This window comes from Pseudonocardia nigra (assembly GCF_019396355.1).
Classification (GTDB): Bacteria; Actinomycetota; Actinomycetes; order Mycobacteriales; family Pseudonocardiaceae; genus Pseudonocardia; species Pseudonocardia nigra.
Genome location: NZ_JAHKRK010000029.1, coordinates 18,459 through 42,991, shown reverse-complemented (window position 1 = coordinate 42,991; position 24,533 = coordinate 18,459). Strand labels below are relative to the sequence as shown.

Below are 24,533 nucleotides of genomic sequence, written 5' to 3'. Positions count from 1 at the left end.
GCGCGAGCAAGTCTTCGGTCGGTTTGGGCAAACTACTGATGACGTGGCCGCCTTGCGAGATACTCGTCATGCCTCCCGGGCCCAGGCACATGATCCTCCTGCCCGGTCCCATAAGGGACTATCCTGTGGTTGCTTGAAACAGGACCACAGCCAGTTGAGCCGCTACTTTGCAGTGACTCTCGTCGGATCCGCGGTGCCCCCAAGTCGGGTACGGCTGCCAACCCAGCCACACCATTCGCTGTTGACCCAACCCAGCCCCCAGCCCAACCGGACCTGGCCGCACACACCGGCTGAAGCCCGCACCCACACCGGCTGAAGCCCGCACACACCGACTGGCGTCGGCACACACCGCCGACCCTGTGTGCCGCCTACAGACGGTGTGTGCCGTCGTTCAGGCCGACCCCGGCGAGCAGCTGTTCGCACGTCTGCACCAGCGCCCCGGCCACGACCCGGACGTCGTTCGTCGACATCGGGTGCGCCGCCCGCCGCTGCCAGCGGGCCAGCTCCTCGGCGGCCGCGCGGGCGACCTCCTCCTGCCCCGCGTCGGGGGCGAGCGCGAGACGAACCCGGGCCTGCGTCCCGTCGGCCCCCAGCAGCCGCTCGGCCGGTCGCCGATCCGCGTCGGGCAGCTCCAGCTCGTCGGCCCGCAGCGCGTCGACCAGGTCGATCTCGGTGAGCTCGTGGGTGCCGCCCCGGATCCGGTCGAGCTGGTAGCGCAGACCGGCGTCGTCGCCTCCCGGCGGGTGGGCACGGACGAGCGCCTCCAGCGCGAGCAGCGCCGAACGGGCCTTCAGGGCGTCGGCTCGCCGGAGGAACGCCGCCTCGATGATCTCGCGCAGCCCGGACATCGGCACCACGACATGGCAGAGGCGGCGGACCTCGGGCCGCGCCCCGTACTCCGCGGCCCCGAGATCACCGGCAGGCTCGGCGTGGAAGGCCAGCACGCCGATCGCGCGCGCCGGACGATGGGGGGAAGGCCCGTCGAGCAGGGCGGAGAACACCGCCGCATCGCCGGGGTGGCCGGGGCGCATCAGCAGCACGAGGGCGTCGGCGGCCGGGGTGGCCGGCGTGCCGAGCTCGAACACGGCGGTCGACGCCGCGGGCCCGTCGGCGGTGAGCGCTTCCACCAGCGTCGAGGCGCCCGACCCCGCGGCACCGAGCACCGCCACCCGCAACGGTCCGTCGAGCCGCTCCGCGATGCCGCGCACCACCCCGGCCGATGCCGTCCCGTGGTAGAGCTCGCGGGCGGTGCCGACGGTGCTGCGCACCCGGTCGAGCAGGGCGGTCGACGCGACCGCCGGGGCCCGGGTCGGCTCGGGCTCCGGCAGCGGGGCCCAGCCCTGCACGGTGGTGCCCGCGCCCCGCGCGGAGCGGATCTCGATCCGGCCACCGACCGCGGCCATCCGCGCCGTCACGTTGCGGAGGCCACGACCGGCAGTCGCGGAGGAGGCCGCCTGGCCCCAGCCCGGGCCCTCGTCGTGCACGGTGAAGTGCAGCCTGCCGTCGCCTGCCACGAGACGCACCTGGATCGCCGCCCCGGGCGCGTGCTTGCGGGCGTTGTTGACCGCCTCGAGGCAGCAGAAGTAGACGGCGGCCTCGACGTCGGACGGGAACCGGGCGCCCTCGGCCAGGTCGCCCGCCTCGAGCTCGACGGGCGGGTGGCCGCAGGCGAGCTCCGTGCCCAGCGCCGTGACCAGGCCTGCCTCGGTCAGCAGCGGGGACGACACCCCGGCCGCGGTCTCGGCCAGCATCGACTCCGTCGTGTCGATCTGGCCGGCGATCGCGTCCAGCCGGTCGGCGGCCTGGTCGAGCTGGGCCGTCGACACCTGGTGCTCCACCAGGCCGAGCATCAGCCGCAGTGAGACCAGGTGGTGCTGGGCGCCGTCATGCAGGTCCCGCTCGATGCGCCGGCGCTCCCCGTCCATCTCGGCGACGACCGCGCGGCGGGACACCGCGATCGCGTTCGCGTGGGCCAGCACGGCCCGCAGCTGGCGTTCCAGCTCGATGCCGGTCCGGCTGGCCTGGAGCACGGCGCCCAGGCTGTCGGCGATCTCCTCCAGCAGGCGCTGGCGCTGGACGTGCACGCCGGCCACCGCGGCGCGGTCGACCGCGACGGTGCCGATCCGCTCCGGGCCGTAGCGGACCGGCACCTCCACGAGCGCGTCCGGCGCCTGGACGCCCGGCTCGCTCCAGGTATAGGTGCGGTCGCGCAGGCCGGGCCGCACCACCGTCAACCGGGCGGTGGTGGCGCCCAGCCCGCGGCCGACGGCCTCGGCGACCCCGGCCAGGTCGGGGGCGTCGGTGGCGGTGGCCCGCGAGAGCGCGGCGATCCGGGCGAGCACGCTGTACGGGGTGGGCCGGGTGCCGTAGAGCAGCCGGTCGACCAGCTGTTCCGTGCGCACGTGGACGGGCAGGAGCACCGCCGCCGCCAGCACCGTCGCCAGGACCGCAGCGACGAGTGCGTCGCTGCCGAGCGCGAACTCGACGACCGCACGGACCACGATGTAGCCGCCGCCGACCAGTGCCGCGACGAGCGCCGCCACCAGGCCTCGGCTGAAGTGCCGCTCGGCCGTCCACAGCCCGCCGGAGCGCATCGCGACGAGCGCTCCGGCGGCGATCGCGACGCAGGCCAGCCGGGCGAACCAGAACAGCAGCGCGGTCGGTTCCGCATGGCCTGCCGGGCCGGCCTGGGCCGTCGGGTCGACGAGCAGCAGGCCGGTCCAGCCGATCGACCACAGCAGCAGCGTGATCAGCGCGAGCACGATCGCGACCGCGATCGCCGCCACGAGCACGCTGAACAGGAAGCGGGCCCGGGTGCGCTCGGCCGCGGTGGGGCCGCGGCGGATCCGGCGCGGCAGCGCCGTCAGTCCCACGAGGGGGACAAGGAACCCGAAGAAGAGCACGCAGCTCACGGTGTGCGGCAGCAGCGCGGTGCCGAACCCCACCAGCAGCAGGCTGCCGACGCCGGCCCCGACCACGGCGGACCGGGCGACCCCGGCGTCGGGGCGGATGTCGCGGCCCGACGGGAACACCAGCAGCGCGACGACGTAGGCCGCGCAGGCGACGCCGTGCAGCAGCACCTGGTGCAGCCCACCGAGCGTCAGGCCGGTCGCCGACTGCACGGCCACCGCGGCGGCATGGGCCTGCAGGTTGAAGGCCCCGGCCGAACCGATCATGGCGAGCACCAGCAACCGCAGCGACCAACTCCGCGCCCGGACGGCCGGCAGCGCGAGCGCGACGGCGAGGGTGAGGAGGCTGAACCCGTAGTCGAGGACCGCCTGGCCGACCGGCTCGCTGCGCGGCACCGCGTCCAGCACGCCCCTCGCCCAGCGGCTGCCGCCGTCGGCCGCGGCGGCGAGGGACGCGGTGACGGCGGGGGCGTGGGCCGCCACCGCGACCACTGCGCCGACGGTCAGCCATGTGAGCGACAGCGCGGCGCAGGCCGCCAGCAGCACCGCATAGCCGACGGTCCCGAGCCGAAGATCCCACCGCCCGGCCACCACTGCGCCCGTGGGCGCGGCCGGGCCCGCGGCGGCGCCCTCCGCGACGCCGCTGCTCACGACGCGCCCGACGACGTGCGCACGGTGCTCGGCACCAGGGGCTCGAGCTGGTCGGGCAGCCAGGCGTGCAGCTGGAGCGCAGTGTCCACGGCGCCGCCCTCGGCGCCCCTCAGGACCAGGCTCCCGCCGAGGGTGGCCAGGCGCTCGGCGTCCTCGACGAGCGCCGCGCGCAGGTCATCGACCCCGACCGTGGGGGTCGGGTCGTCGATCAGCACGCTCACCCGGCCGTCGGCCCGCGCGAGGTGCACGGTCAGCTCACGCTCCGCCTGTCGGCCGGCGAGCTCGTGCATCGCCGAGGCAGCCACGTAGTAGAGCCCGGACTCGATCTCCCACGCCAGCCGGCCGTCCAGGCCCCCGGTCAGCCGCACCGGGCGGGGCAGGTCCGCGGCCACCTCGTCGAGCGCGCCGACCGGGCCCTGGTCCCGCAGCACCGCCGGGTACACCCCGCGCGCGATCGTGCGGAACCGGTCGAGCAGCTCGTCGAGCCCGACCCGGGCGCGCGCCAATGCCGTCAGGGCGCCCTCCGGGCGGGTGTCGAGGTCGGACCGCGCCGTGGCCACCTCGGCGCGCAGCACGGCCAGCCGGTCGCCGGTGACGTGCGCGAGCTCCCCGGCGAGGCGCCTGCGCTCCACGTCCCGGGCGATGGCGAGCCGCTGCCGGGAGGCCTGCAGCTCGCCGGCGAGGTCGTCGGCGAGCCGCACCCGCTCGGCCAGCTCGGCGTTCAGCGCGACGCCGCGCAGCAGCAGCCCGGCGCCGTTCGCGACGTCCCCCACGAGCAGCTGGTCGGCCGGCGTGACGGGGGCGCCGCGCTTCCCGATCGTGAGCGCGGCGCGCAGCACCGTGCCCTCGAGCACCGGGACGACGTGATCGGTGTCCGGGTGGGTGAGCAGCACCGCGAGGTTCGGCACGGTCTCGGGTTCGGCGGGCCCGGCGGGATCGACCGGCGGGTGCACCGCGGCTCGGACGAGGCGGTCCCCCACCGCGAGCCACACCGCGGCGCGCGTGGCGCCGGTGCCGTCGGCCAGCACCTGGGCGAGCCCGGGCAGGGCCTGCTCCAGGGAGCCCGCCCGGATCCGCGCGGCGGCCTCCGCCAGCGCCGAGTACGGCGTCACCACGCGGTGGTCGGCCAGCCGCTGGACGATCCGGTCGATCCGGGGCAGGGCGGGGCCGAGCCCAACCGCGGCGACGGCGACGGCCACGAACGGCAGCAGCACGGCCGGCTGCCCCGGCCCGAACACCGCGGAACCGCCGTCGACCACGACGACGAGTACCGCCGCCACGCCGCAGGCGACGAGCAGTGTCCGCAGCAGACCCGCCACGCTGGTCCGGTTCATCACGCACCACCGGTCGTCGTGGCCCGGCCGGATCCGGGTCCTGCGGGAACGCTAGAGGCCGCGCCCGCCGCGGCCAAGCCTCGTGCGCGGCTCGCTCCCGCAAGCTCCGCTCAGTCGCCGTCGCGCTGGGAGCGCAGGTACGTCAGCACCGCGAGGACCCTCCGGTGGTGCTCCGCGGTGTCCGCGTGCAGGTTCAGCTTCCCGAAGATGCTCGCGATGTGCTTCTCGACGGCCTTGGGCGTGACGAACAGCTGCGCGGCGATGCCGTTGTTGGACCGGCCCTCGGCCATCAGCCGCAGCACGTCCGACTCGCGCTCCGACAGCGTCGCGATGACGCCCTTCTTGTCGCCGCGGGGCCGCTCCACCAGGCGCTTTGCCAGCACCGGCTCGATGACGATCTCACCGGACTCGATCCGCGTGAGCGTGTCGGTGAGGACGTCGACGCTGCCGACCTTCTCCTTCAGCCGGTAGCCGATCGCCTCGGTGCCGATCTGCAGGATGCGCATGAGGTAGTGCGACTCCGCGTAGTGCGACAGGAACAGCAGCCCCATGCCGGGGTGCAGGGCCCGCAGCCGCTCCGCCGTGACCAGCCCGCCGTCGGGCTCGGGCGGCATCCGGATGTCCAGGATCGCGACGTCGGCCGGCCGCGTCGACAGGAGGTCGACCAGCGCGTCCCCGTCGGCCGTGCTGCCGACGACCTCGTGGCCGGCCGCCTGCAGCAGCATCAGCAGCCCCTCGCGGAACAGGGCACCGTCCTCGGCAAGTGCTACTCGCACGGGATCCTCGCTGTGATCGTGCCGGTGTGCGGCCCGCCGGTGACGTCGATCGTCCCACCCAGGCACGAGAGCTGGTCGAGCATCGCCTCGGCGTGCCGCACGTCCACCCCGCGGACGTCGACGACCAGCACCTCGCCGTCCCGGCGCACCACGACGTCGACGGGAGGCCCCCCGGGACCGATGGCCGCGAGGCAGTCGGCGAGGGCGAAGTAGGCGGCGCCCTCCGCGGCCGGGCCGAACCGGTCGGCCGGGGCGTGGACCCGCATCGGGCTGCCGATCCGGTCGGCCACCTCGCCCAGTGCCGGGCCGAGCCCGGCCTCGTCCAGCAGCGGCGGATAGATCTGGCCCGCCACGTCGCGCAGCTCCTGGAGGACGGCGTGCAACTCGTCCTGCAGGCCGTCGATGGCGCCGTGCAGGTCGGGGTCGGCGTCGAGCACGCGGTGCCGGAACAGTCCGAGCTGCAGAGCGAGCGCCGAGATCCGCAGCGCGGCCCCGTCGTGCAGCTGCCGCTCGAGGCGACGGCGCCGCTGCCACTGGCCACGTCCCCAGCGGCGAGCGCGGGACAGCTCGTCGGTGCCCTGCCCGGGGCCGGCGCGGGGGGCGGCACAGTGCGCGGGCTCGAGCGTCATCGTCGTATCGTCCGGCGCCGCGGATCTGCGAACTATGGGGTGAACCCTACCTTCGCTGGGGGCCTCCCCCGTAACACATCCCGATCCGCCGCCGAGCGATGCATCATCTCCTCGCGACCCACATCCCGGGCCGACCGGCGCATGATGTGAGGTCACTCAGACGAGGTCAGGAGGCGTCGTGGGCTACTACCTCGGGGTGGACCTCGGCACGACGTTCGTCGCCGCCGCGATCGCGAACGACTCGCGCGTCGAGATGTTCACCCTCGGCGACCGCACCGTGGTCACGCCCGCCGTGGTGTACCTGCGGGAGGACGGTGCGCTCGTCTCCGGGGACGCGGCCGGCCGCCGCGCGGTGACCCGGCCGGACCGGATCGGCCGGGAGTTCAAGCGCCGGCTCGGCGACCCGACACCCGTCATGCTCGGCGGCACGCCGTACACGGTGACGGCCCTGCTCGGGAGCCAGCTGCACGACGTCCTCACGCGGGTCACCGAGACCGAGGGGGCCAAACCGGACCGGGTCGTGCTCACCCACCCGGCGAACTGGGGGCCGTTCCGGCGGGAGCTGTTCGACGAGGTCCCGCAGATCGCGGGCCTGACCGGCGCGCAGACCGTCACGGAGCCGGAGGCCGCGGCTGCGCACTACGCCGCGTCCCGGCAGCTCGCCGACGGCGAGGTCATCGCGGTGTACGACCTGGGCGGGGGCACGTTCGACGCCACGGTGCTGCGCAAGCACCCGGGCGGGATCGAGATCCTCGGCGAGCCGGAGGGCGTCGAGCGGCTCGGGGGCATCGACTTCGACGAGGCCATCCTGTCCTTCGTCAACTACTCGGCGGGCGGGGCACTGAGCGAGCTCGACATGGGCGACCCGCAGACCGCGATCGCGATCGCCCGGCTGCGTCAGGACTGCGTGCTGGCCAAGGAGGCGCTCTCGGTCGACACCGAGACCACCATCCCGGTGTTCCTGCCCCACCGCCACTTCGACGTCCGGCTGACCCGCAGCGACTTCGAGGAGATGATCCGGGCACCCATCGAGTCGACGATCGGCACGTTGACCAGGGCGTTGCGCTCCGCCCAGGTCGACCCCGGCCGGCTCTCGGCCGTGCTGCTGGTCGGGGGTTCCTCACGCATCCCGCTGGTCTCGCGGATGATCTCCGAGGAGCTGGGCCGGCCCACCGTGGTCGACGCCCACCCCAAGTACGCCGTCGCGCTCGGCGCGGCCACCCTCGCCCAGGCCGGAGCCCCTGCGACCGACAGCGGACCTGCACAAGCCGCGTGGACGCCCACGCCCGTCGCGACCGGCCCGGCACCACACGGAAGCGACACCGGGAGGACGGCGCCGGGACGACCGGAGATGCCCGCGCCCGCTCCTGACAGCCCGCACGGCCCTCGCGTCCCGGCGGGGCAGGCCGCCGCGCCGGGCCCACCGCCGGCCGCGCTCCCGGGCGGGCCGCCGGACGGTTCCCCGGGCGGTGGCCCTGAGCGGAGCGGATCGCGAGTGCTCGCCGCGGCGGCCGCAGTGGTCGTCCTGCTCGCGTTGGTCGGCACCGGCGGCTACGTCGCGCTTCAGCAGTTCGGGTCGGGCGCCGCGCAGGTCACGGTGCCACCGTCGGCGACGACGCCCGTCGCGACCGCGCCCGCCACCGTCGCGCCCGAGCCGACGCGGGCCCCGGTGGCCGCGAGCGTGCCGATCCCGTCCATCGGTCCGACCATCCCCGTCAACCCGACGTCGGGCTTCGTCGTCGTGGCGCCCGGCGGCCGCCAGGCCTACGTCGCCAACCGCACCGCGGGCGTGGTGACCGTGGTCGACACGGCCGTGAACCGGGTGACCGCCACGATCCCGGTCCCGGCCGGTCCGCCGCAGTTCCTGTCGTTCTCCCCCGACGGCCGCACGATCTACGTCAGCATCTGGAACGACGCCCGCACCATCGCGGCCGTCGGCGTGATCGACACGACGACGAACGCGATCGTCGCGACGATCCCGGTGCGCACCCGGCCGTTCCTCGGCGCCGTCACCCACGACGGCCGGCAGCTGTACGTGCCGAACCACGATTCGGGGAGCATCTCGGTGATCGACACCTCGACCCACGAGGTCACGAGCGAGATCCAGGTGGCGCCCAACCCGCACTGGATCGAGTTCACTCCGGACGGCACGCGCGCCTACATGGCCAACCACGAGTCGAACGTCATCTCCGTGCTCGACACCGCCGACAACACGATCCTGGCCGAGATCCCCGTGCAGACGAGCCCGCACAGCGTCGCCGTGCACCCCACCCGGCCGCTCGTCGCGAACGTGAACTACGACGCCGCGTCGGTCACGATGATCGACACGAACACCAACCAGGTCGTGGCCACCATCCCGGTCGGCGCGAACCCGCAGGACATCACCTGGGCCGCGGACGGCCGGTTCGCCTACACCGCCAACGTCAACGACCTCAGCGTGTCGGTGATCAGCGCCGACACCATGTCCGTGACCGCGACGATCCCGACCGGCAACTCGCCGACGTCGGTGGCCGTCCTCCCGGACGGCTCGCTGGGTTACGTCAGCAACCTCGCGGACGGGACGCTGACGGTGCTGAACCTGGCGGGCTAGCAGAGTTCGCGGGGGCAGGCCCTACCTGCATCGGCGGGTTCGCCCTGGTGGATGTAGGGACAGCGGAATCGTCGCAGCCGGGTGGTCCGGCGGATCCTTCAACGGTCAGCGCATCAGCCGACCCGGAAGGAGACGACGATGAACGCCACGACCGCCGCCCCCCCTCACCCACCGCGACCGCGCCGTTCTCCGTGCCGTCGCCGCCGGCCGGTGCCGGATCGCCGGCCCCACGGGCGAGGTCCTGGTCGTCGACGGCCTCTGCTTCAGCGACCAGTTCGCCGGCTCGCGACTGACGGCCGCCGGTCTGATCGCGATCGACGCGCAGCCGGGACCTGCCCATCTCACCGCGTCCGGCCGGGCGCTGCTCGCGGCGGCGTGACGCCATGACCACCGCAGCCACCATCACCTCGCACGCCCTCACCGCCCACGACCGCTGCGACCGTTGCGGGGCGGCGGCGAAGGTCCGGGCGTCGCTGCCGACCGGCGGCGAGCTGCTCTTCTGTGGCCACCACGCCCGCGAGCACAGCGCCGCGCTGCGTGCCATCGGCGCCGGCCTGAGCCTCAGTCCACCGGGCCCGTGAGCTCCAGCCGGTAGCCGTGCCCCCGCAGCGTGACGATCTCGGGAACCCGGGCGCCGGAGGCCGCGGCGATCTCCCCGATCTTTCGGCGGAGCGCCGCGACGTGCACGTCGAGTGTCTTAGTGGAGCCGAACCAGTGCTCGTCCCACACCTCGGCCATGAGCGTCTCGCGGCTGAGCGCCACCCCGGGTTGCGCGGCGAGGCGGGCCAGCAGGTCGAACTCCTTCGCCCGCAGGCGCAGTTCCGTTCCGGCGACGGTGACCCGGCGCCGTGGCACGTCGACGACGAGATCGCCGATGGGCCGGACCGGTGGCACGGTCGCCGTGGCCTCGTTCCGGCGGAGGTGCGCGCGGATCCGGGCGTGCAGCTCACCCAGCCGGACGGGCTTGACCAGGTAGTCGTCGGCTCCCGCCTCGAGCCCCACCACCACGTCCATCTCCGCACCGCGCGCCGTCAGCATGACGAGGACACAGCCGGGTTGGGCGCGCCGCAGCTGTCGGCAGACCTCCACCCCGTCGAGATCGGGCAGCCCGAGGTCCAGCAGGACGAGGTCGACGGCGCCGGCCGCGGCCCGCGCGAGCCCGCTCGCCCCCGTTCGCTCCCACATCACCTCGTGCGCATGGCTGCGCAGGCTCGACGTCAGGACCTCCCCGATCGTCGAGTCGTCCTCGATGAGCAGGATCCGGCTGGACACGGACGTCCGCGCGGCCGACGGGGTCAGCGCGGCTCGGGCGCGCTCAGGCGGTGAGCCCGAACTTGCGGAACAGCTTGCGGATCGCGCCGCCCTCGGCGCGGAACTCGGCGCAGCTCTCGGCACCACAGACACCGCAGTCGCTGCCGGGACGGTAGTGCTCGTGCGCCTCCCGGGCGTGGCCACAGGCGCACGGCTCGACGACGGTGGGCCGCACCGGCTGGGCGGGCGGCGTGGACGGGGTGGACGGCGCCGCGGGCTCGCCCGCGCGCTGGGTGGGGATCGACGTCCCGAGGTCCGGGAGCGCGGGCATACCGGTGGGCGGGGTGAGAAGGGAGGAACCGGACTGCCGCGGACGGCGGCGCGGCAGGCCGTCCGGATGCATCGGTGCCGTGTCGCCCATGTGGGTTCCTGCCCTTCGTCCTTCGTGGCTATCAGGAGCCGTTGTCCACAGTATGCGGTCGCCGGAGCGATCAAACCATCACCAACTTTGGTGATGCCAGGGAGGTTGCGCGACGTTCCGTCACCGGTTCAGTGGAGCGTTGAACGGTGCGGTCGCGGCGGGGACGGTCACGGTGGCGACCATGCCGCGCGGATCGTCGACCGTCCGCAGATCGAGGGTTCCGCCCTCGCGTTCGATGAGCTGCCGGCTGATGTGCAGTCCGAGCCCGGAACCGCCCGCAGCGGCGTCCCGGACGCCCCGACGCATCAGGGAGTCGCCCGCTCCGGCGGGCAGCCCGGGGCCCTCGTCCCGCACCTCCACCACCACCTCGTCGGCACGGCGGCACGCGCGGATGACCACGGCGGCACCGGGCGCGTGGCGCTCGCAGTTGGCGATGAGGTTCGTGACGACCTGCGCGAGCACCGCGGAGTCCCCACAGGCCTGCAGGCCCGGCTCGATCTCGAGACCGATCGGCGTGCCGGCCGCGCGCCGCAGCGTGGCGAGCCCGCTCAGCACCGGCTCCACGTCGTACCGGACCCGGACGGCTGCGGGGCCGCCCAGGTCGGCGACCTCGGGCGTGCCGCCGTCCAAGATCGTGTGCAGCCGCCCGAGCTCGGCCAACACGGCCTGCTTGAGCCGGTCCTGCTCCTCCCCTGCGGCACTGGAGCTGAGCAGGTGGGTGATGCCGGCGAGGCCGGCCAGCCCGTTGCGCAGCTCGTGGTCGCGTTCGGCCGCGATCTCCGCCGCGCGCTCCATGTGGAGCGCCGCGTTCGCGAGCTCCTCCTGCTGCTGGAACTGCTCGGAGTGCAAGGCGGCGACGCTGCGCGTGACCAGCTGCGCGAGGCCGGTGACCACCACGACGAGGCCGAGCAGCCGCAACCCGGCGAACAGCAGGTCCCCCGGCAAGTGCCCCCCGTTCACCAGGACGCGGTGGAGCTGCGCGGCCGCGAGCACGACCAGGCCGAGGCCGACCCGCCAGCGCGGGCCGGAGCGGCGCCCGTACCCCTCGACCACGGCAGCGGCGGCGAGACCGGTCCATCCGATCAGGACGGCAACGGTGGCGATCGGACCCTCGAGCACCGCACGCATGAACGCGGGGGCCACGAAGTGGGCGGCCAGCGCGAGCCAGGCGATGGCGGCCCCGGCGGCGGCGATCGCCCACGTGCCACCGGTACCGACCCGCGGAGGTGGCCGGATGGCGGCGACGAGCATGCCGATCATCAGGAGATAGGCGACCAGTCGGGCCGAGCTGACGGACAGGTCCGGCGACGCCGTCACGGAGACCGTGAGGGGCAGGACGACGACGGCGTAGAGCGCGAGGGCGGCGGCGATCCACCGCGGGCGCGGGTCGTTCGTGAGGCGGGCCGCGAAGCCGCCGAGGGCTGCCGCACCGGCGGCGACGATGGCGGCCAGGAGGGTGAGCACCTGCCCGGTGACCGGCTGCGGCAGGGCGCCCCCGACGTCCGCCGCGCCGCTCAGCCCGCCGACGACGACGCACGCGGCGCCGACGATGACGGTGTCGGTGAACAGGCGCGTCGGCGGCCGACCGGGCAGCCGCAGACGGCCGCGGACCTGGTCGCGCACGGGAGCCCTCCCCTCGGACGAGGCTCCCCGCAGCCCGCTGACGTCATTCGGTAGTACTGCCACCCTGAACGACCGCGGGGAGCGCCGTCAATCGGCAGCGGTATGTCCGCTTGGTCACGAGCCGTGGGCCCGCCGATACAGCGCGACGGCCTCGAGCTGCGACCCGACCTCGAGCTTGGTGAGGATCGCCCGGATCTGCGTGCGCACCGTCGACAGCGACACGACGAATTGGTCGGCCACCGCCTGTGCCCGCTTGCCGCGCGCGAGCTCGGCGAGCACCTCGCGTTCGCGCTGGGTGAGCCGGCCCATCTTGGTGGCGAGCTCGCGGTGGCGCGCGGTGCGCTCCTCGTACAGGTCGATGAGCTCCGCCCGGCGGTTCGGGGGCATCACCGTGCCGCCGCCCAAGGCCGCGCGCACCGCAGCGAGCAGAGCCGGGAACGGCGCGTGCTTGGGCACCCAGGCCAGTGTGCCGGCCGCCAGCGCTCCCCCGATCCGGGTGCGGTCCGAGCTTCCCGAGAGCACCAGCACCCGCCAGCCGGAGTCGAGGAGCGGGCCGACGAGATGGGTGCCGTCCACGCGCGTGCCGTTCGGGTCGCGGCCGAGGTCGAGGTCCAGCAGCGCGATGCCCGGGGGGAACGCGGCGGCCTCGGCGAGGATCCCGGCCACGCTGCGCGCCGCACACCAGCCGGCCGATATCCCTTCGGCCCGCAGGCTGTGCATCAGTGAGGTGGCGACCAGCTCGTGGTCGTCGACGACGGCTTCCGGCGAACGGCGGAGCAGAGGGCGGGACCGTCCCCGTCCTGGTCGGGTGCGCACCGGCCCCGTAGCACCGGTGCAGAGTCGCGTACCCACGAGTGTGGCCGGTAACCCTCCGAAGTGGAGGCCAGGGCACCCGTTGCACCGAGCGGGTGCACGGCGACACGCGCTCGATGGCGTCGTCAGGATTGGGTATGTGAACCGTCAACGACTGACAGCGTCACCCTGGCTGAGACAGGATCGAACGGACGGCGGGTGGGGAGGGAGGGAGGGAGGGAGGGAGGGAGGGGCCTCGCCCGCCGTTGCTCAGGGGTGGTAGATGCGGCGCCGGCCGCCTGCCTGGTCGGCGAGCATCCGCAGGCCGCTGAGCAGCCCACCCAGCAGGTCGCCCTCCTTGAACGAGGCGACCATGCTCATGACGGCGAGCTTGGCGCCGCGGTCGGGCAGCCGGAGGCGGGCCTCCGAGCCGGTGACGACCTCGACGACACGCTGGCCGGGGCTCACCGCCACCAGCACGGCCTCGCTCGCACCCTCGAGCTCGCCGTGCAGCTCGGCGCTGCGCGCGCCGGTGTCCGCCCCGAGGTCACCGAGGTAGACGCTGAAGCGCAGACCGGTCTCCCGGCTCGCGAGCGTGAGTGCCTCGTCGAGGCGCGTGAGCTGGACCGGCGTGAACGGCTCGTCGGCCGGGGACGGCTCGACGAAGTCCTCGGCGACCGACACGCGGCCGGAGGCGGTGTAGACCGAACCCTCGGGCAGGTTCTCGCTGCCCGGGATCTCCACGGCCGTGCCGGTGCCCCCGTGGTCCATCGTGCCGCCGGGATGGGTCTTCTCACCAGCTGCCACGGGCACCTCCTCGCTCACCGGTCACCGCGTGACCCTCGACCGCGGGCAGCTGCGCGCCCTCCGGGTTGGCCGTCCACCACAGCGGTTCGAACGGCCACGGCTGGCCCACCCGGTACCGCGGACGGCGCGCGAGCCGCGGCGCGACGACCAGCAGCGCGATGAGCAGATACAACCCCACCGACGGCACCACGAAGTAGAGGATCGTCTCCAGCACGCTCACGGGCTAGAAGGTAGTCGACGCGGATGTGCGCTGCGCACCAGGTGGGCGGTCGCCGGATCCGGCACCACCTCCGGTATCGAACGTTCGGGGGAGACAACGGCCTACCCCAGCGGTGGCCTCTCCCCCTCCGACCCCAGATCGGCTCGACGTAGCACTCGGCTCGATGGGGAGCCTGCCAAGCATTCGACCGGCCGCCCGACCACGTCCCACACAGGGCCCCCGTTCACCAGGTTGAGGTAGTTAAACTCTGCCCGCACTGACGACTCGGGGCTCATGGACTGGAAAGAGGGTTCTGGATGGGCGCGGTAGACGTGCACGAGGTCGTTGTCACCGAGATCGCAAGCTTGTTGAAGGAGGGTGGCCGACCGGTACCCCAGCTGCGTGACGAGGACGTCCTGCTGGAAACCGGGTTGGACAGCCTCGGCATCGCGGTGCTGGCCACCCGGCTGGAAGACAGCCTCGGTTACGACCCCTTCGTGAAGATGGACAGGCCCATCTACCCCCAGACCGTGGGTGAGCTCACCGAGATCTACCGTCGGTTCGCCCCCTCCGACAATGCCTGATCTGCTCGCCGCTGTCCCCGCCGACGACCGGCCCGCCGTCGAGGACGACACCGGCATCCTGAGTTACGCCGAGCTGCGTGCCGATGCGATGCGCCTGCGCGCACGTGTGGCCCGCGGCGGCGTGGGGGTGCTCGTGGGGCGGAGAGCCGCCGTGCTCGCCGCCGCGGTCACCGCTCTGGAGGGTTGGGCCGCCGAGGTGCACTTGTTTGGCGATCTCGACGAGCCCGCACCTCGCGGTGCGGTCGTGCTCCCCGACAGCATCACTCCCACAGCCGAAGCGACGCGTTCGGCTGATCGGCAGCTCACGGACGTTCGCACTCGGTGGCGGCTCTACACGTCTGGCACGACCGGCCGACCCAAGCCAGTCGACCACGACCTTGGCTCGCTCGCACGCTTGGTACGCATGCGCCCGCAGCGGTCAAGGCGGTGGGGCCTGCTTTATGCACCGACCCGGATGGCAGGCACACAGGTGGTGCTCCAATCTCTGGCCGACGGCGGACTGCTGATCGATGCCGCGCACCTGTCCTCGGTGTCCGAGAAATTCGCCTGGTTCGCCGCCCGGCGATGTACCGCGCTCTCAGGCACGCCGAGCATGTGGCGACAGGCCCTGCAGTCCCCGCACTCCGCGGAGCTCAACCTGCAGCAGATCACCCTCGGCGGTGAGATCGCCGACCAGCTCGTGCTCGACGCCCTCGCGCAGGCGTTTCCCGCGGCCCGGATCACCCACGTGTTCGCCTCCACCGAGACAGGGGCGGCGTTCTCGGTCAGTGACGGGCGCGCGGGCTTTCCGGCCACCTACCTCACCGACCCACCGCGCGGTATCCGCCTGGCCGTCCGCGACTCGATCCTGCACGTCCACGCCCCCCGGGTCCCTGGAGCGGGTCCGGACGGATTCGTCTCCACCGGCGATGTTGTCGAGCTGGACCGCGACCGGGTGCACTTCCGTGGGCGCGATTCCGGCGTGGTCAACGTCGCCGGGGTGAAGGTGTGGCCCGAGCAGGTCGAGACCGCGCTGCGCGGCCACCCCGACGTGGTTGACAGCGTCGTGACCGCCCGGCCCAACCCCCTCAGCGGCTGGATTCTCAGTGCGGTCGTGGTGCCGACCCGTGAGGCCGACGAACAGACACTGCCGACCCGGCTGCGCAGCTATTGCGCCGAGCGGCTGAGTTCAGCCCACGTCCCAGCCGTCGTGAAGATCGTGCCGTCCCTCACTCTCGCCGGAAGCGGAAAGGCTGTCCGCCGGTGACCGTTGCTCGACTTCGTGACCGGTGGCACCGTGCTGATCGTCGGCGCCGCGTCCACTGGATGGCAACACCTCTGGAGACATCGATGAATGGTCCGGTCCCACGGATCTCTCTGGGTGCGCAGCTACGCGAGGATTGGCAGACCCACCGGCGGTCGTGGTCCATGCCGGGGTTGCATGCACTTGTCGTCCACCGGATCGGCGCGTGGCGCCGGCGCCAGCCGGCGCCGGTGCGGATTCCCGTCGGGCTGGTGTACTGGGTTCTCAAGACGCTGATTCGCAATCTCTACGGCACCGAGATCTACGACACCACCGTCATAGGGCGGCGGGTCAAGATCGGCCACCACCAAGGTGTTGTCCTGGGATCGTCGGCCGTCATCGGGGACGACGTGCTCATCCGCCAGAACGTCACGCTCGGACAGGGCGCTGGGGACGACACCGGGCAGCCGCGAATCGGCAACGGCGTGACGCTCGGCCCGGGCGCCGTCATCACCGGCGCCGTCACCATCGGCGACGGTGCTCGGATCGGTCCCGGCGCCATCGTCGTCACCGACGTGCCCGCGGGCGCCATCGCGTTCGCCTCACCTGCCCGGATCCTGAAGCCCTCGTGACCACGTCTGGCCGCGCGCGTGCGTAGTGACCTAGACTCTGCCGCCAGGGGAGAGTGGCCGCGTCACGGCGTAGAGGTGAAGACATGACGAGCGCGGGACACGAGAGTGGCGAGATCGACCGCTCCGCGCCCGGCCTGCCCACGATCAGCGTGGTGATGTCGGTCCGCGACGGGGCCGACACGTTGCCGGCAACCCTGGAATCGCTCTGTGTGCAGAGCTATCCGCAATGGTGGGAGGTGTGGGTCGTCGACCACCGTTCCATCGACGGCACCGCCGCGGTCGCCGCACAGTTCTCCGACCGGCTCCCCCGCGTCACGGTGGTACGTGACGAAGAGTCGGAGTACAAGGCAGGGGCAGTCAACGGAGGGGCGCGTTGCACGAAAGGTGAAGCGCTATTGTTCCTTGACGCCGACGACCTGGCCGCCACCGATTATCTACTGCACATGGGTCGGGCGCTGGCCCGAGCACCGTTCGTCGGTGGCCGGCTCGACGTCGATCTGCTCAACGACGAGCGGGTGCGCTCACGCCGATCCCCGCTGCAGAACGAGCGCATCGACGTGATGCGCGGGCATCTTCCTGCGGTCAGCGGAGCGGCAATGGGCATCTGGCGCTCGGTGTTCGACGAGGTGGGCGGGTTCGACGACCGACAGGGACAACTCGAGGACGTGGAGCTGTCCTGGCGCTTGCATGATGCAGGCTACCGGGCCCAGTTCGCGCCGGAGGCCGTGGTGCACTACCGCTACCGCGCCGGCATCCGCGAGACGTTCCGGCAGGAGCGCAAATACGGGGAGGCCGAGGTGCAGCTCTACCTCACCCATCGTGAGCACGGCATGAAGCGCCGGACGTTGCCACGCGTGGTGTACAGCTACCTGCGGCTGATCGCACTTCTCCTCGCCGTGCCGCGCACCGGTGGCGCGGCGCGATTCGTCACCCACCTCGGCGGCAGTGTCGGGCGGCTGATCGGCAGCGTCCGCCACCGCGTGTTCTACCTGTGAATCACTCCTGATCTCCGGCGGGCACTCAGCCTACGGAAGATCGCGTCGAAGGGCGCTGCGGCGTTCTCCCCGCGGTAGGCATTCGCCGCATCGTGGGCCGCGGACCCGAGCCGGTGCCGCTCGTCGGGATCAGCCACCAGCCGCGTCAGCACCGCGGCCAGCTCGTGGTGATCACCGGCGCGAACCAGCAGACCGGTTCGGGTGTCGTCGATCACCTCGGCTGGACCGCCGACATCGGTGCTGACCACCGGGAGCGCCGCGGCCATGCCCTCCACCACAACCTGCCCGAACGGCTCAGGGATGGTGCTGCAGTGCACCAGTACGTCGAGCTCGGCGAGCTCAGCGGGCACGTCCTCGCAGAAGCCGCGCCACTGCACGCGGTCATCGATGCCCAGCTCCTGGCTCAGCCGCTGCATCGAGACGGCGTAGTCGTCCTCGCCGAACATCGCGGACCCGATCAGGCGTACCTGCACCCGGCTCGGGTCGTGCTCCCCGAAGGCCTCGGCGATCGCCCGCAGGAACACCTCCTGGCCCTTCCACGGCGAGATCCGCCCGACGAGCCCAATGACCAGTGGCCCGGAGAGCGCCGCGCCGGACTGCCACGCGGCGAGCCTGCGCCGCCCGACTTCGTAGGCGGGCTCGTCCAGCACGTTGGACAGCGCGATGCGGGGCTGCCGAGGCGGGTGCGGGGCCAGGGTCGCCAGCGTCGTGCGGGAGTTGGCGATCACAACCGTGGGAAGCAGTCGAGCGGCCATGCGAACCAGCGTCACGGCCGGCCGCGGAAGATAGTCGGTGCTGTAGCGGTCACGTGCGTGCCACACCACGGGCAGCGCGGACAGCCGGCCAGCCAGGCCACCGTATAGACACGCCTTCAGCGAGTTGGTCTGCACCACCTCGATGCCCCGCTCGCGCAGGAGCCTCCGTAGCCGATACACGTAGGCAATGACGTCGGTGACCGCGAACAACGGAAGTTTGCCGCTCACGCGGTCCCGCCGCAGAGTGGCAGTGCGTCCGCTCAGCGGCAGCACGACCACCTCGACCCCCGCCTCCTCGAGGCGCGGGCGCAGCGGACCGTCCTCACCGAGCACGACCAGCGCCTCGACCTCGCGCAGCGCGCTCGTGAGCCGAAGCATCGCCATTTCCGCGCCCGAGACCCGGGCACAGTGATCGACGAAAGCGACCCGGACCCTCCTCATGCTCACGCCGAACGGCGGTTCGCGGACGTCTGAGCGTAGTCACCGAGGTACTCGTGCAAGCCGCCGCGCCACGGGGCCTGCCCCTTCGCGGCGAGCCGGACGGCCTGCTCGGTGCCGATCGCCACGTCCCGACCGAACTTCGGCGCCCGCCACACCAGCGTCCAGGCGAGCGTGCCAAAGCACCGCAGCTTTGCCGGCAGCGACACCGGTGACCGGAGCACCGCAAGTAACCATTGCCCGGTGATGTCGAACTCGGGGAACACGATCCGCCCGCGCTTGCGTGGGTTCCAGAACTCGCTCGGCGGCCACGCGCCGATCGGCAGAAATGCCGTCAGGACCTGCCCGGGCTTGGCATGGGGGCGGCCAGCGCGCTGAGAACGCCCACCATGATCACGGTTGAGGAAGAGAATCTCGTCGATCCGGGCGAGCCGCCCGCGCAACGCCAGCTCGGCCAGGAGCACCCGGCACCCCATCACGTGGTTGCTCATCACCCCGGTCTGACGCATCACGTCGGTGCGGATCAGACCGTACAGCTCGTGGGCGCCGTGGACCTTCGGCGGCGCCATGACCATTCGGTGAAAGCGCGTGCTGGGGCTGGGGTGGTCCAGGTCGAGCATGAACTCGTCCTTGCGCAGTACCTCGCCGGCATCGTCAACGATCGCGGTCTCGCTGTAGCAGACCACGGCATCGGGTCGCCTTTCGAGAACCTCGATCGCCTTCTCCACGAAGGTCGGGTCGGTGAGGTCGTCGGAGGCCGCCCACATGAAGTACTTGCTGTGGCAGAGCCCGAAGGTACGGGTGAAGCTTTCAGCCACCCCGAGGTGCTCGGAGAACCGCACGTAGCGGAACCGCGGGTCGCGAGCGGCGAACTCGGCGCAGATGGCTGCGGTCTCGTCGGTCGAGGCATTGTCGGCGACCACGACCTCGATATCGGAGTAGGTCTGAGCCAACGACGCCTCGATCGAGGCTGCGATGTACTTCGCGCCGTTGTACACGGGGATCCCGATGCAGACCTGCGGTGCAGTGGACACGACGTCCCTCTCCTCCTGCGGAAGCGTCCCCGACCGGTATCGACCGGATGGTATCGCCGGTGTGGCAGCTTGCCGAATCAACGGGAGCACGCATCCGGTCTGGCCCCGCCGGCCCAGTGGCCGATCCGGTGCGGTGTGGTCGCTACGAGAAGCCGGATACGTCCGCTCGCCGCACCGGCTGCCGCCTGGCCCGGTCCTCCGAGCTTCCGGCGGGGGTGCCAGCGAGACCCTCGTCGGAGCCTGCCTCGGGGCGCGCGCCGGTGGATGCAGAAGCCCGTGCGGGGCTCGGGGAGGGCAGCGCCATGGGCAGCGGTTCGCGGGGGGCGAGCATCAGCCCCAGATAGCGCACTCGCAGCCGCTCCACGGTGGACTTGGCCCTCATCAGCTCGTCGGTACGCACGTCCTTCGGCGTGGCTGTGACGAGAACTGCGTCGACGATCTGGGACATCACCGGGAAGCCGACCGGCGAAGACAGCGGCGGCGCATCTATGATCACGAGATCGGCGACGGCGAGCAGCTGCCCCATGACGGCGCGAATCTCGCGTTCGGTGGCCGTCAGCAGCCGCAGAACCTGCTGCCCTGGACCGACATCGAAGCGTCCGACCAGGTCTCGGAAGATGACTTGCTTCATGGAGTGGCTGCCGGCGAGCACGTCGCTCAGGCCAGGCCGGTGTTCGTCCTGCTCGTCGCCATCCAACCGCAGCAGGACTACCCGCCTGCCGCCCCATACCAGGGTGGTGCTGAGGTCGTCAGCGACCTGGTGCGCGGTCTCGGCGTGAGCCTGGCTAGGCGCGGCAATGAGCAGGATCCGGCTGTCGCGGCCGGGCATGGCCAGGAACTCCTGGTGCACCGCCGCCAGCCGCTCGGCGTACTCGGCGTGCCGCGGGCCGGAGCTCGCCCCGTTCCACCGGCGGTCCGGCATCCAGAACACCGCGCCGGTGTCGCCGCTGATCTCGACGAGGTCGCTGGGCCTGCTCACCCGGTTGTCCGAGCGCATCCGCAGCCGGAGTACGGCGAACCCGACAGCGGCACCGAGCAGCAGCCCCACCGCGACGAAGACCCAGGCGACGGGTTGACTGGCCGACCGCGGGAGAGCTGCGGCCTCCACGACGACGAGCTGTGTCGTGGGGACCCCACCCAGGCCTTCGTCCAATGCTCGGGCACGGGCAACCAGCAGGTCCGTCGCGACAGTCGCCGCCTGCTGCGCCCCCTCGGGGCTGGAGCCGGCTGCCTCGACCGAGAGCAGCGAGGTGTCCTGCCGCACCGAAGCGGTCAGGTTTGGGGTGTCCTCGCCGGGAAGCTGCGCTGCGACCTCATCCACGAACGTGTCGGTGGTCACCAGCGCTGCAATGGTGCTTGCCCGCTGTTGGACAAATCGGTTACTGCCGAACAGGTCGGCGGCGGCCACCGTGGGCGACGCTGCCACATTGATCACCGACGACGAGTGGTACGTCGGAGGGGTGAGCAGCAGCGCGACGAGCGCCAGCGCGGTCCCGGCGATCACCGAGGACAGTGTCAGCCATGGATGACGGCGGGCCGCGAGCAGTGTCCTCACTTTGTCAGCGTAGGTGAACGAGTGGCGATCACGGTAGGCGTTGGGGTCGGGGTTCGGCCCTGAGCTGAGGTTGAACGACCGTGACAGCCGCTTCACCTCCTGTCCGCTATGGTCGCTTTTGTCCGCACGCGACACGATCACGCTGCTCCCGAGCCCACACTGCTCCCGCGACACGGTGGTCGGTCGCCGACGACGGCTGGCTCGCGCCCCAGGCGAAGCACCAGCGTTGACCGCGACCTGCGTCTTGAGCCAGGCGATACTCGATGGGTTGATGTTCGTGATGGACGGCCCCCAGGATCCGACCGGGCCCATCCCTGGCCGCCCGGTCCCGGCGCGTCGCTCCCGGCGCGTGGCCGTTCGTGACGGCCGCGGCCGCCGGCGCTACACGCTCATGGTCGTCCTGCTCGCCACCGGCATCATAATGTTCCTCATCCTCGCTCTCCTCCGAGGCCCGGACAGCGAGTCGGGCGACTGGCAGACCCACCGTGCCACACCGGCCGACGCGTTCCTCGACACAGTTGGGGTCGCGATGCACCACCACTACTTCGATACCGCCTACGGCGAGCATGACCTGCTGGCGATGCTCGACCGGCTCGGAGTCCGGCACATCCGGGACGCGCTGACCCCGCAGTCGATGGAGTTCTACGCCGCCTTCGTCGAGCAGGCCGGCCCAGGCGCCGGAGTGTCCTATGTCGTCAACGACGGCGCCGAGATGCCACTCGAAGAGCAGATCCGCATGCTCGCCGGGCAGGCCCCTGGCACAGCCAGCCAGATCGAGTCCGACAACGAGCCCGACTGCGACGACTGGAGCAACAAGGAGGCTCAGCACTACCGGGTTCAGGCTCGAGAGCTGCGCTCACTGATGGACTCCTACGCTGTGCTGCGCGACGTTCCGCTGACCACCCCCTCGCTGTGTCGCACCACCAGGGCTGCCTACACAACCTACGGTGACGATGGCGTCAGCGAGCGATTCAATATGCACCCGTACGCTGCGGGCCTCCTGCCGGAGGCGGAGATCGACGAGGCGCTTCGCTACGCGCGCGCCGCGGATCCGAACGCGGTCCCGGTGGTGACCGAGGGCGGCTACCACAACGCGATCGAGACCGACGGCGATCACAAGCCGACCTCCATGTTGGCCGAGAGCGCCTACCTGCCGCAGATGTTCCTGGAGTACAACCGCAGGGGCATCGCGCTGACCCACACCTACGAGCTGCTCGACATCCGTCCCGACCCCGACCGGGACGACGACCAGAAGAACTTCGGGCTGTTCCATGCCGACGGGTCGATCAAGCCGTCGGGCGCGTCGATGGCAGCCCTGCTGGACACGCTGCGCGATGAGGACGGAGAGCGTCCGCAGGCCACCGACGTCGAACTTTCGATCAGTGGGGGCGGCGACCAGATGCGGGTACACCCCTTCGTCCGGTCCGACGGATCGATCGACGTCGCGCTATGGCTTGCGCGGGAGATCTGGGACGAGGACCGACGCATCGACCTGCCCAACCCGGACGCTCCGGTCACCGTGCGCGTCCCATCCGCGACCGAGGGCAGCTACGTGCGGATCAACGGTGCGGAGGAGCCCGAACGTGTCCAGCTCGCCTGTGGCACCAGCTTCACCGTACCGGTCAGCGCTCATCCCACGATCCTGCGAATCGGTCCGTGGCCATCAGGCGACTGGCCAGGGTCAGTCGGCCCGTCTCGCCGAGCCGGAGAGGCCAAATCGTCGCCATGCTGAGCAGCCAGCAAACCGCGCGCCAGGCGGGCTGGCCGGGCTCCCGGCCGGTCCTTCCGGGATGGCTGCTCACCATCGGGCCGTGGGCAGGCCCCGTGCTGGCCGCGTTGCTGGTAACAGCGGTCCTGATGCAAGACGCGATGCCGCTGCGGCTGGTGTTGCCGGTCGGCGCGATACTGCTGGTGCTGGCGATACGGCCCAGGTCGTCCACTGCCGTCGGCATCGCGCTGATTGCCATTCCGATGGTTGGGCTGTTGCGGCGTGTGACCGCCGGACCAGAGGCGTTCGTCCCCGACGACCCACTCGCTGTGCTGCCCATCGTGGCCGCGATGCCTGCGCTCGCTGTCGCATTCACGACGGGCCGGACGGTACGGCGTACGCCTGGCCTCAACTTGTTTCTCGCCTACGTGCTGTGGCTGCTGCTGACCTCGCTGCTCTCTGTGGGGGGCTCGCTCACCACCCAGCTCACCGGGCTCGCGCTGGCGATTGTTCCAGCGGGTGTCGGCTACCTCGTGGCCGCAGGCCGGATACCCGCTGTCGAACGGCTGACCACCCACACCCTGATCGCCCTGCCGCTGCTCGTCGGTTCGTATGCCGTCGTCCAGTTCTTCCAGCCCCCAGCGTGGGATCTGGCCTGGCTGCGCAGCGTCGGCAACAACTTCATCAGCGTCGGCGTACCCGAGCCGCAGGGCTTCCGAGTCTGGGGGACGATGGAGTCGCCGCTCACCGCGGCGACTTACCTGGGGCTCGGCCTGCTCGCGCTGCTCGTCGTCGCGGTGGCACGGCGTAACGCTCCCGGACGAGTGCTACGCACGATCGGTTGCGCCCTCGGCGCGGTGTTGCTGCTGGCCGCCCTGCTGCTCACGAGCGTGCGTACCGTCCTGTTCGCCCTTCCGCTGCTGCTCGCGGTGATGGTCCTGCTCGACCTCATCCCCGGGGCGCGCCGCTACGGAGTGCTGTTCCTGGTGGTCGTCGTCGGCGGAACCACAGTCGGGGTCGGCACCCTGGGCTTGGGCCCGGAGGGCTCGGACCCTGACCGCTACGCCATCAGCAGTATCTCGGAGGACACCTCGTTCCAGGAGCGGGTCGACCTGCTTCCCGCCTTCCTCGCCGCCGCCACCAACCCGATCGGCACCGGCGCAGGCAGTTCGGGGGTCGCGAAGCGGCTGACGGAGGACGGCGCGGCGCGGGGCATCGACAACGGCTATCTGACTCTTGTCGTCGAGGGCGGACTGATCCGGCTGGTGCTGTTCCTCGGCCTGATCGGCATCGCGATCGTGCGTGCGGCCAGAACGGCCCGGCGCAACCCGCGTGACCCAACTGCGCTGCTCGGAATCACGGCTCTGCTCTACTTCGGCCTGCTGCAGACCTCGGCCGACGTCATCTCGAACTCGTTGTCCATCGTGTTCTGGATTTTCCTGGGTGTGGCGATCCGTGGTACTTCTGGACAGGACACGGCCTCCCTCGTCCCAGCAGGTAGACGCGCCAGGTACGTCGACACGGAGGCGCCGACCACGCAGATCCCGGTTGTGCGAGTGCCCGCGGCCCGCACCCGATACCGGCTGCTCCCCGCGCGATCATCGCTCCGACCGATCGTCGGGCGGTAG

General features: G+C 71.9%; 21 protein-coding genes. 8 read left to right on the top strand and 13 right to left on the bottom strand.

What is annotated here, in order from left to right:
- Window positions 1-368: 368 nt before the first annotated feature.
- The 4 genes from KME75_RS45775 to KME75_RS10450 all read right to left on the bottom strand — a co-directional run bounded on the left by KME75_RS45775 (window position 369) and on the right by KME75_RS10450 (window position 6,299).
- Entirely contained in the window at window positions 369-3,560 is a 3,192-nt protein-coding gene (locus tag KME75_RS45775) for a sensor histidine kinase (RefSeq protein WP_219414395.1), read from the bottom strand.
- Window positions 3,557-4,894, bottom strand: a complete 1,338-nt coding sequence (locus KME75_RS10460; RefSeq protein WP_219414394.1) for a sensor histidine kinase — start codon at window positions 4,892-4,894, stop codon at window positions 3,557-3,559. The genes KME75_RS45775 and KME75_RS10460 overlap by 4 nt, the downstream gene beginning before the upstream one ends.
- A gap of 110 nt (window positions 4,895-5,004) precedes the next feature.
- The gene (locus tag KME75_RS10455; protein ID WP_219414393.1) at window positions 5,005-5,670 is read right to left on the bottom strand and encodes a response regulator transcription factor; all 666 of its coding nucleotides are present in this window, start codon (window positions 5,668-5,670) and stop codon (window positions 5,005-5,007) included.
- On the bottom strand, window positions 5,661-6,299 hold the full coding sequence (locus tag KME75_RS10450; protein ID WP_219414392.1) for a histidine kinase: 639 nt from the start codon (window positions 6,297-6,299) through the stop codon (window positions 5,661-5,663). The genes KME75_RS10455 and KME75_RS10450 overlap by 10 nt, the downstream gene beginning before the upstream one ends.
- Before the next feature lie 178 nt (window positions 6,300-6,477).
- Between KME75_RS10450 and KME75_RS45770 the strand changes: the two genes are divergently transcribed.
- Window positions 6,478-8,889 carry an Hsp70 family protein gene (locus tag KME75_RS45770; protein ID WP_219414391.1) on the top strand — a complete coding sequence of 804 codons (2,412 nt, stop codon included), beginning with the start codon at window positions 6,478-6,480 and terminating at the stop codon, window positions 8,887-8,889.
- 383 nt (window positions 8,890-9,272) lie between these two features.
- On the top strand, window positions 9,273-9,470 hold the full coding sequence (locus tag KME75_RS10440) for a DUF7455 domain-containing protein (RefSeq protein ID WP_219414390.1): 198 nt from the start codon (window positions 9,273-9,275) through the stop codon (window positions 9,468-9,470).
- Here the strand turns inward: KME75_RS10440 and KME75_RS10435 are convergent.
- From KME75_RS10435 to ctaJ, 6 genes are all read right to left on the bottom strand, one after another.
- A complete protein-coding gene (locus tag KME75_RS10435) occupies window positions 9,451-10,161 on the bottom strand; it encodes a response regulator transcription factor (protein ID WP_308282681.1) in 711 nt (236 codons plus the stop codon). The genes KME75_RS10440 and KME75_RS10435 overlap by 20 nt on opposite strands.
- A 43-nt stretch (window positions 10,162-10,204) precedes the next feature.
- Complete coding sequence (locus tag KME75_RS10430; protein ID WP_219414389.1) at window positions 10,205-10,561, bottom strand: hypothetical protein; 357 nt, start codon at window positions 10,559-10,561, stop codon at window positions 10,205-10,207.
- Between the two features lie 120 nt (window positions 10,562-10,681).
- Entirely contained in the window at window positions 10,682-12,184 is a 1,503-nt protein-coding gene (locus tag KME75_RS45765) for a sensor histidine kinase (protein ID WP_219414388.1), read from the bottom strand.
- A gap of 114 nt (window positions 12,185-12,298) precedes the next feature.
- A complete protein-coding gene (locus KME75_RS10420) occupies window positions 12,299-12,904 on the bottom strand; it encodes a response regulator transcription factor (protein WP_246631831.1) in 606 nt (201 codons plus the stop codon).
- A 342-nt stretch (window positions 12,905-13,246) separates the two neighbouring features.
- Window positions 13,247-13,783, bottom strand: coding sequence for a DUF5130 family protein (locus KME75_RS10415; protein ID WP_372452580.1), 537 nt, complete (start codon window positions 13,781-13,783; stop codon window positions 13,247-13,249).
- Window positions 13,770-14,003: an aa3-type cytochrome oxidase subunit CtaJ gene (gene ctaJ / locus KME75_RS10410; RefSeq protein ID WP_219414387.1), complete on the bottom strand. Its 234-nt coding sequence runs from the start codon at window positions 14,001-14,003 to the stop codon at window positions 13,770-13,772. Before ctaJ ends, KME75_RS10415 begins: the two co-directional genes overlap by 14 nt.
- 296 nt (window positions 14,004-14,299) lie before the next feature.
- On the opposite strand from ctaJ, the gene KME75_RS10405 reads away from it, so the two are divergent.
- The 4 genes from KME75_RS10405 (at window position 14,300) to KME75_RS10390 (ending at window position 17,415) form a co-directional block, all read left to right on the top strand.
- A complete protein-coding gene (locus KME75_RS10405) occupies window positions 14,300-14,566 on the top strand; it encodes an acyl carrier protein (RefSeq protein WP_219414386.1) in 267 nt (88 codons plus the stop codon).
- 151 nt (window positions 14,567-14,717) lie between these two features.
- The gene (locus tag KME75_RS10400; protein ID WP_219414385.1) at window positions 14,718-15,812 is read left to right on the top strand and encodes an AMP-binding protein; all 1,095 of its coding nucleotides are present in this window, start codon (window positions 14,718-14,720) and stop codon (window positions 15,810-15,812) included.
- A 161-nt stretch (window positions 15,813-15,973) separates the two neighbouring features.
- Entirely contained in the window at window positions 15,974-16,420 is a 447-nt protein-coding gene (locus KME75_RS10395; protein ID WP_219414384.1) for a serine O-acetyltransferase, read from the top strand.
- A gap of 155 nt (window positions 16,421-16,575) precedes the next feature.
- Complete coding sequence (locus KME75_RS10390; RefSeq protein ID WP_246631838.1) at window positions 16,576-17,415, top strand: glycosyltransferase family 2 protein; 840 nt, start codon at window positions 16,576-16,578, stop codon at window positions 17,413-17,415.
- Here the strand turns inward: KME75_RS10390 and KME75_RS10385 are convergent.
- The 3 genes from KME75_RS10385 to KME75_RS10375 all read right to left on the bottom strand — a co-directional run bounded on the left by KME75_RS10385 (window position 17,406) and on the right by KME75_RS10375 (window position 21,338).
- A complete protein-coding gene (locus KME75_RS10385; RefSeq protein ID WP_281424488.1) occupies window positions 17,406-18,554 on the bottom strand; it encodes a glycosyltransferase family 4 protein in 1,149 nt (382 codons plus the stop codon). The two genes, KME75_RS10390 and KME75_RS10385, sit on opposite strands and share 10 nt — an antisense overlap.
- A gap of 59 nt (window positions 18,555-18,613) precedes the next feature.
- Complete coding sequence (locus KME75_RS10380; protein ID WP_308282683.1) at window positions 18,614-19,642, bottom strand: glycosyltransferase family 2 protein; 1,029 nt, start codon at window positions 19,640-19,642, stop codon at window positions 18,614-18,616.
- Between the two features lie 142 nt (window positions 19,643-19,784).
- Window positions 19,785-21,338 (bottom strand): hypothetical protein, encoded by a 1,554-nt coding sequence (locus KME75_RS10375; RefSeq protein ID WP_219414380.1) that lies wholly within the window; start codon window positions 21,336-21,338, stop codon window positions 19,785-19,787.
- A gap of 130 nt (window positions 21,339-21,468) precedes the next feature.
- Here KME75_RS10375 and KME75_RS10370 point away from each other — a divergent pair, with 130 nt between their 5' ends.
- Window positions 21,469-22,929: a hypothetical protein gene (locus KME75_RS10370; RefSeq protein WP_219414379.1), complete on the top strand. Its 1,461-nt coding sequence runs from the start codon at window positions 21,469-21,471 to the stop codon at window positions 22,927-22,929.
- 92 nt (window positions 22,930-23,021) lie between these two features.
- On the top strand, window positions 23,022-24,533 hold the full coding sequence (locus KME75_RS10365; RefSeq protein WP_219414378.1) for an O-antigen ligase family protein: 1,512 nt from the start codon (window positions 23,022-23,024) through the stop codon (window positions 24,531-24,533).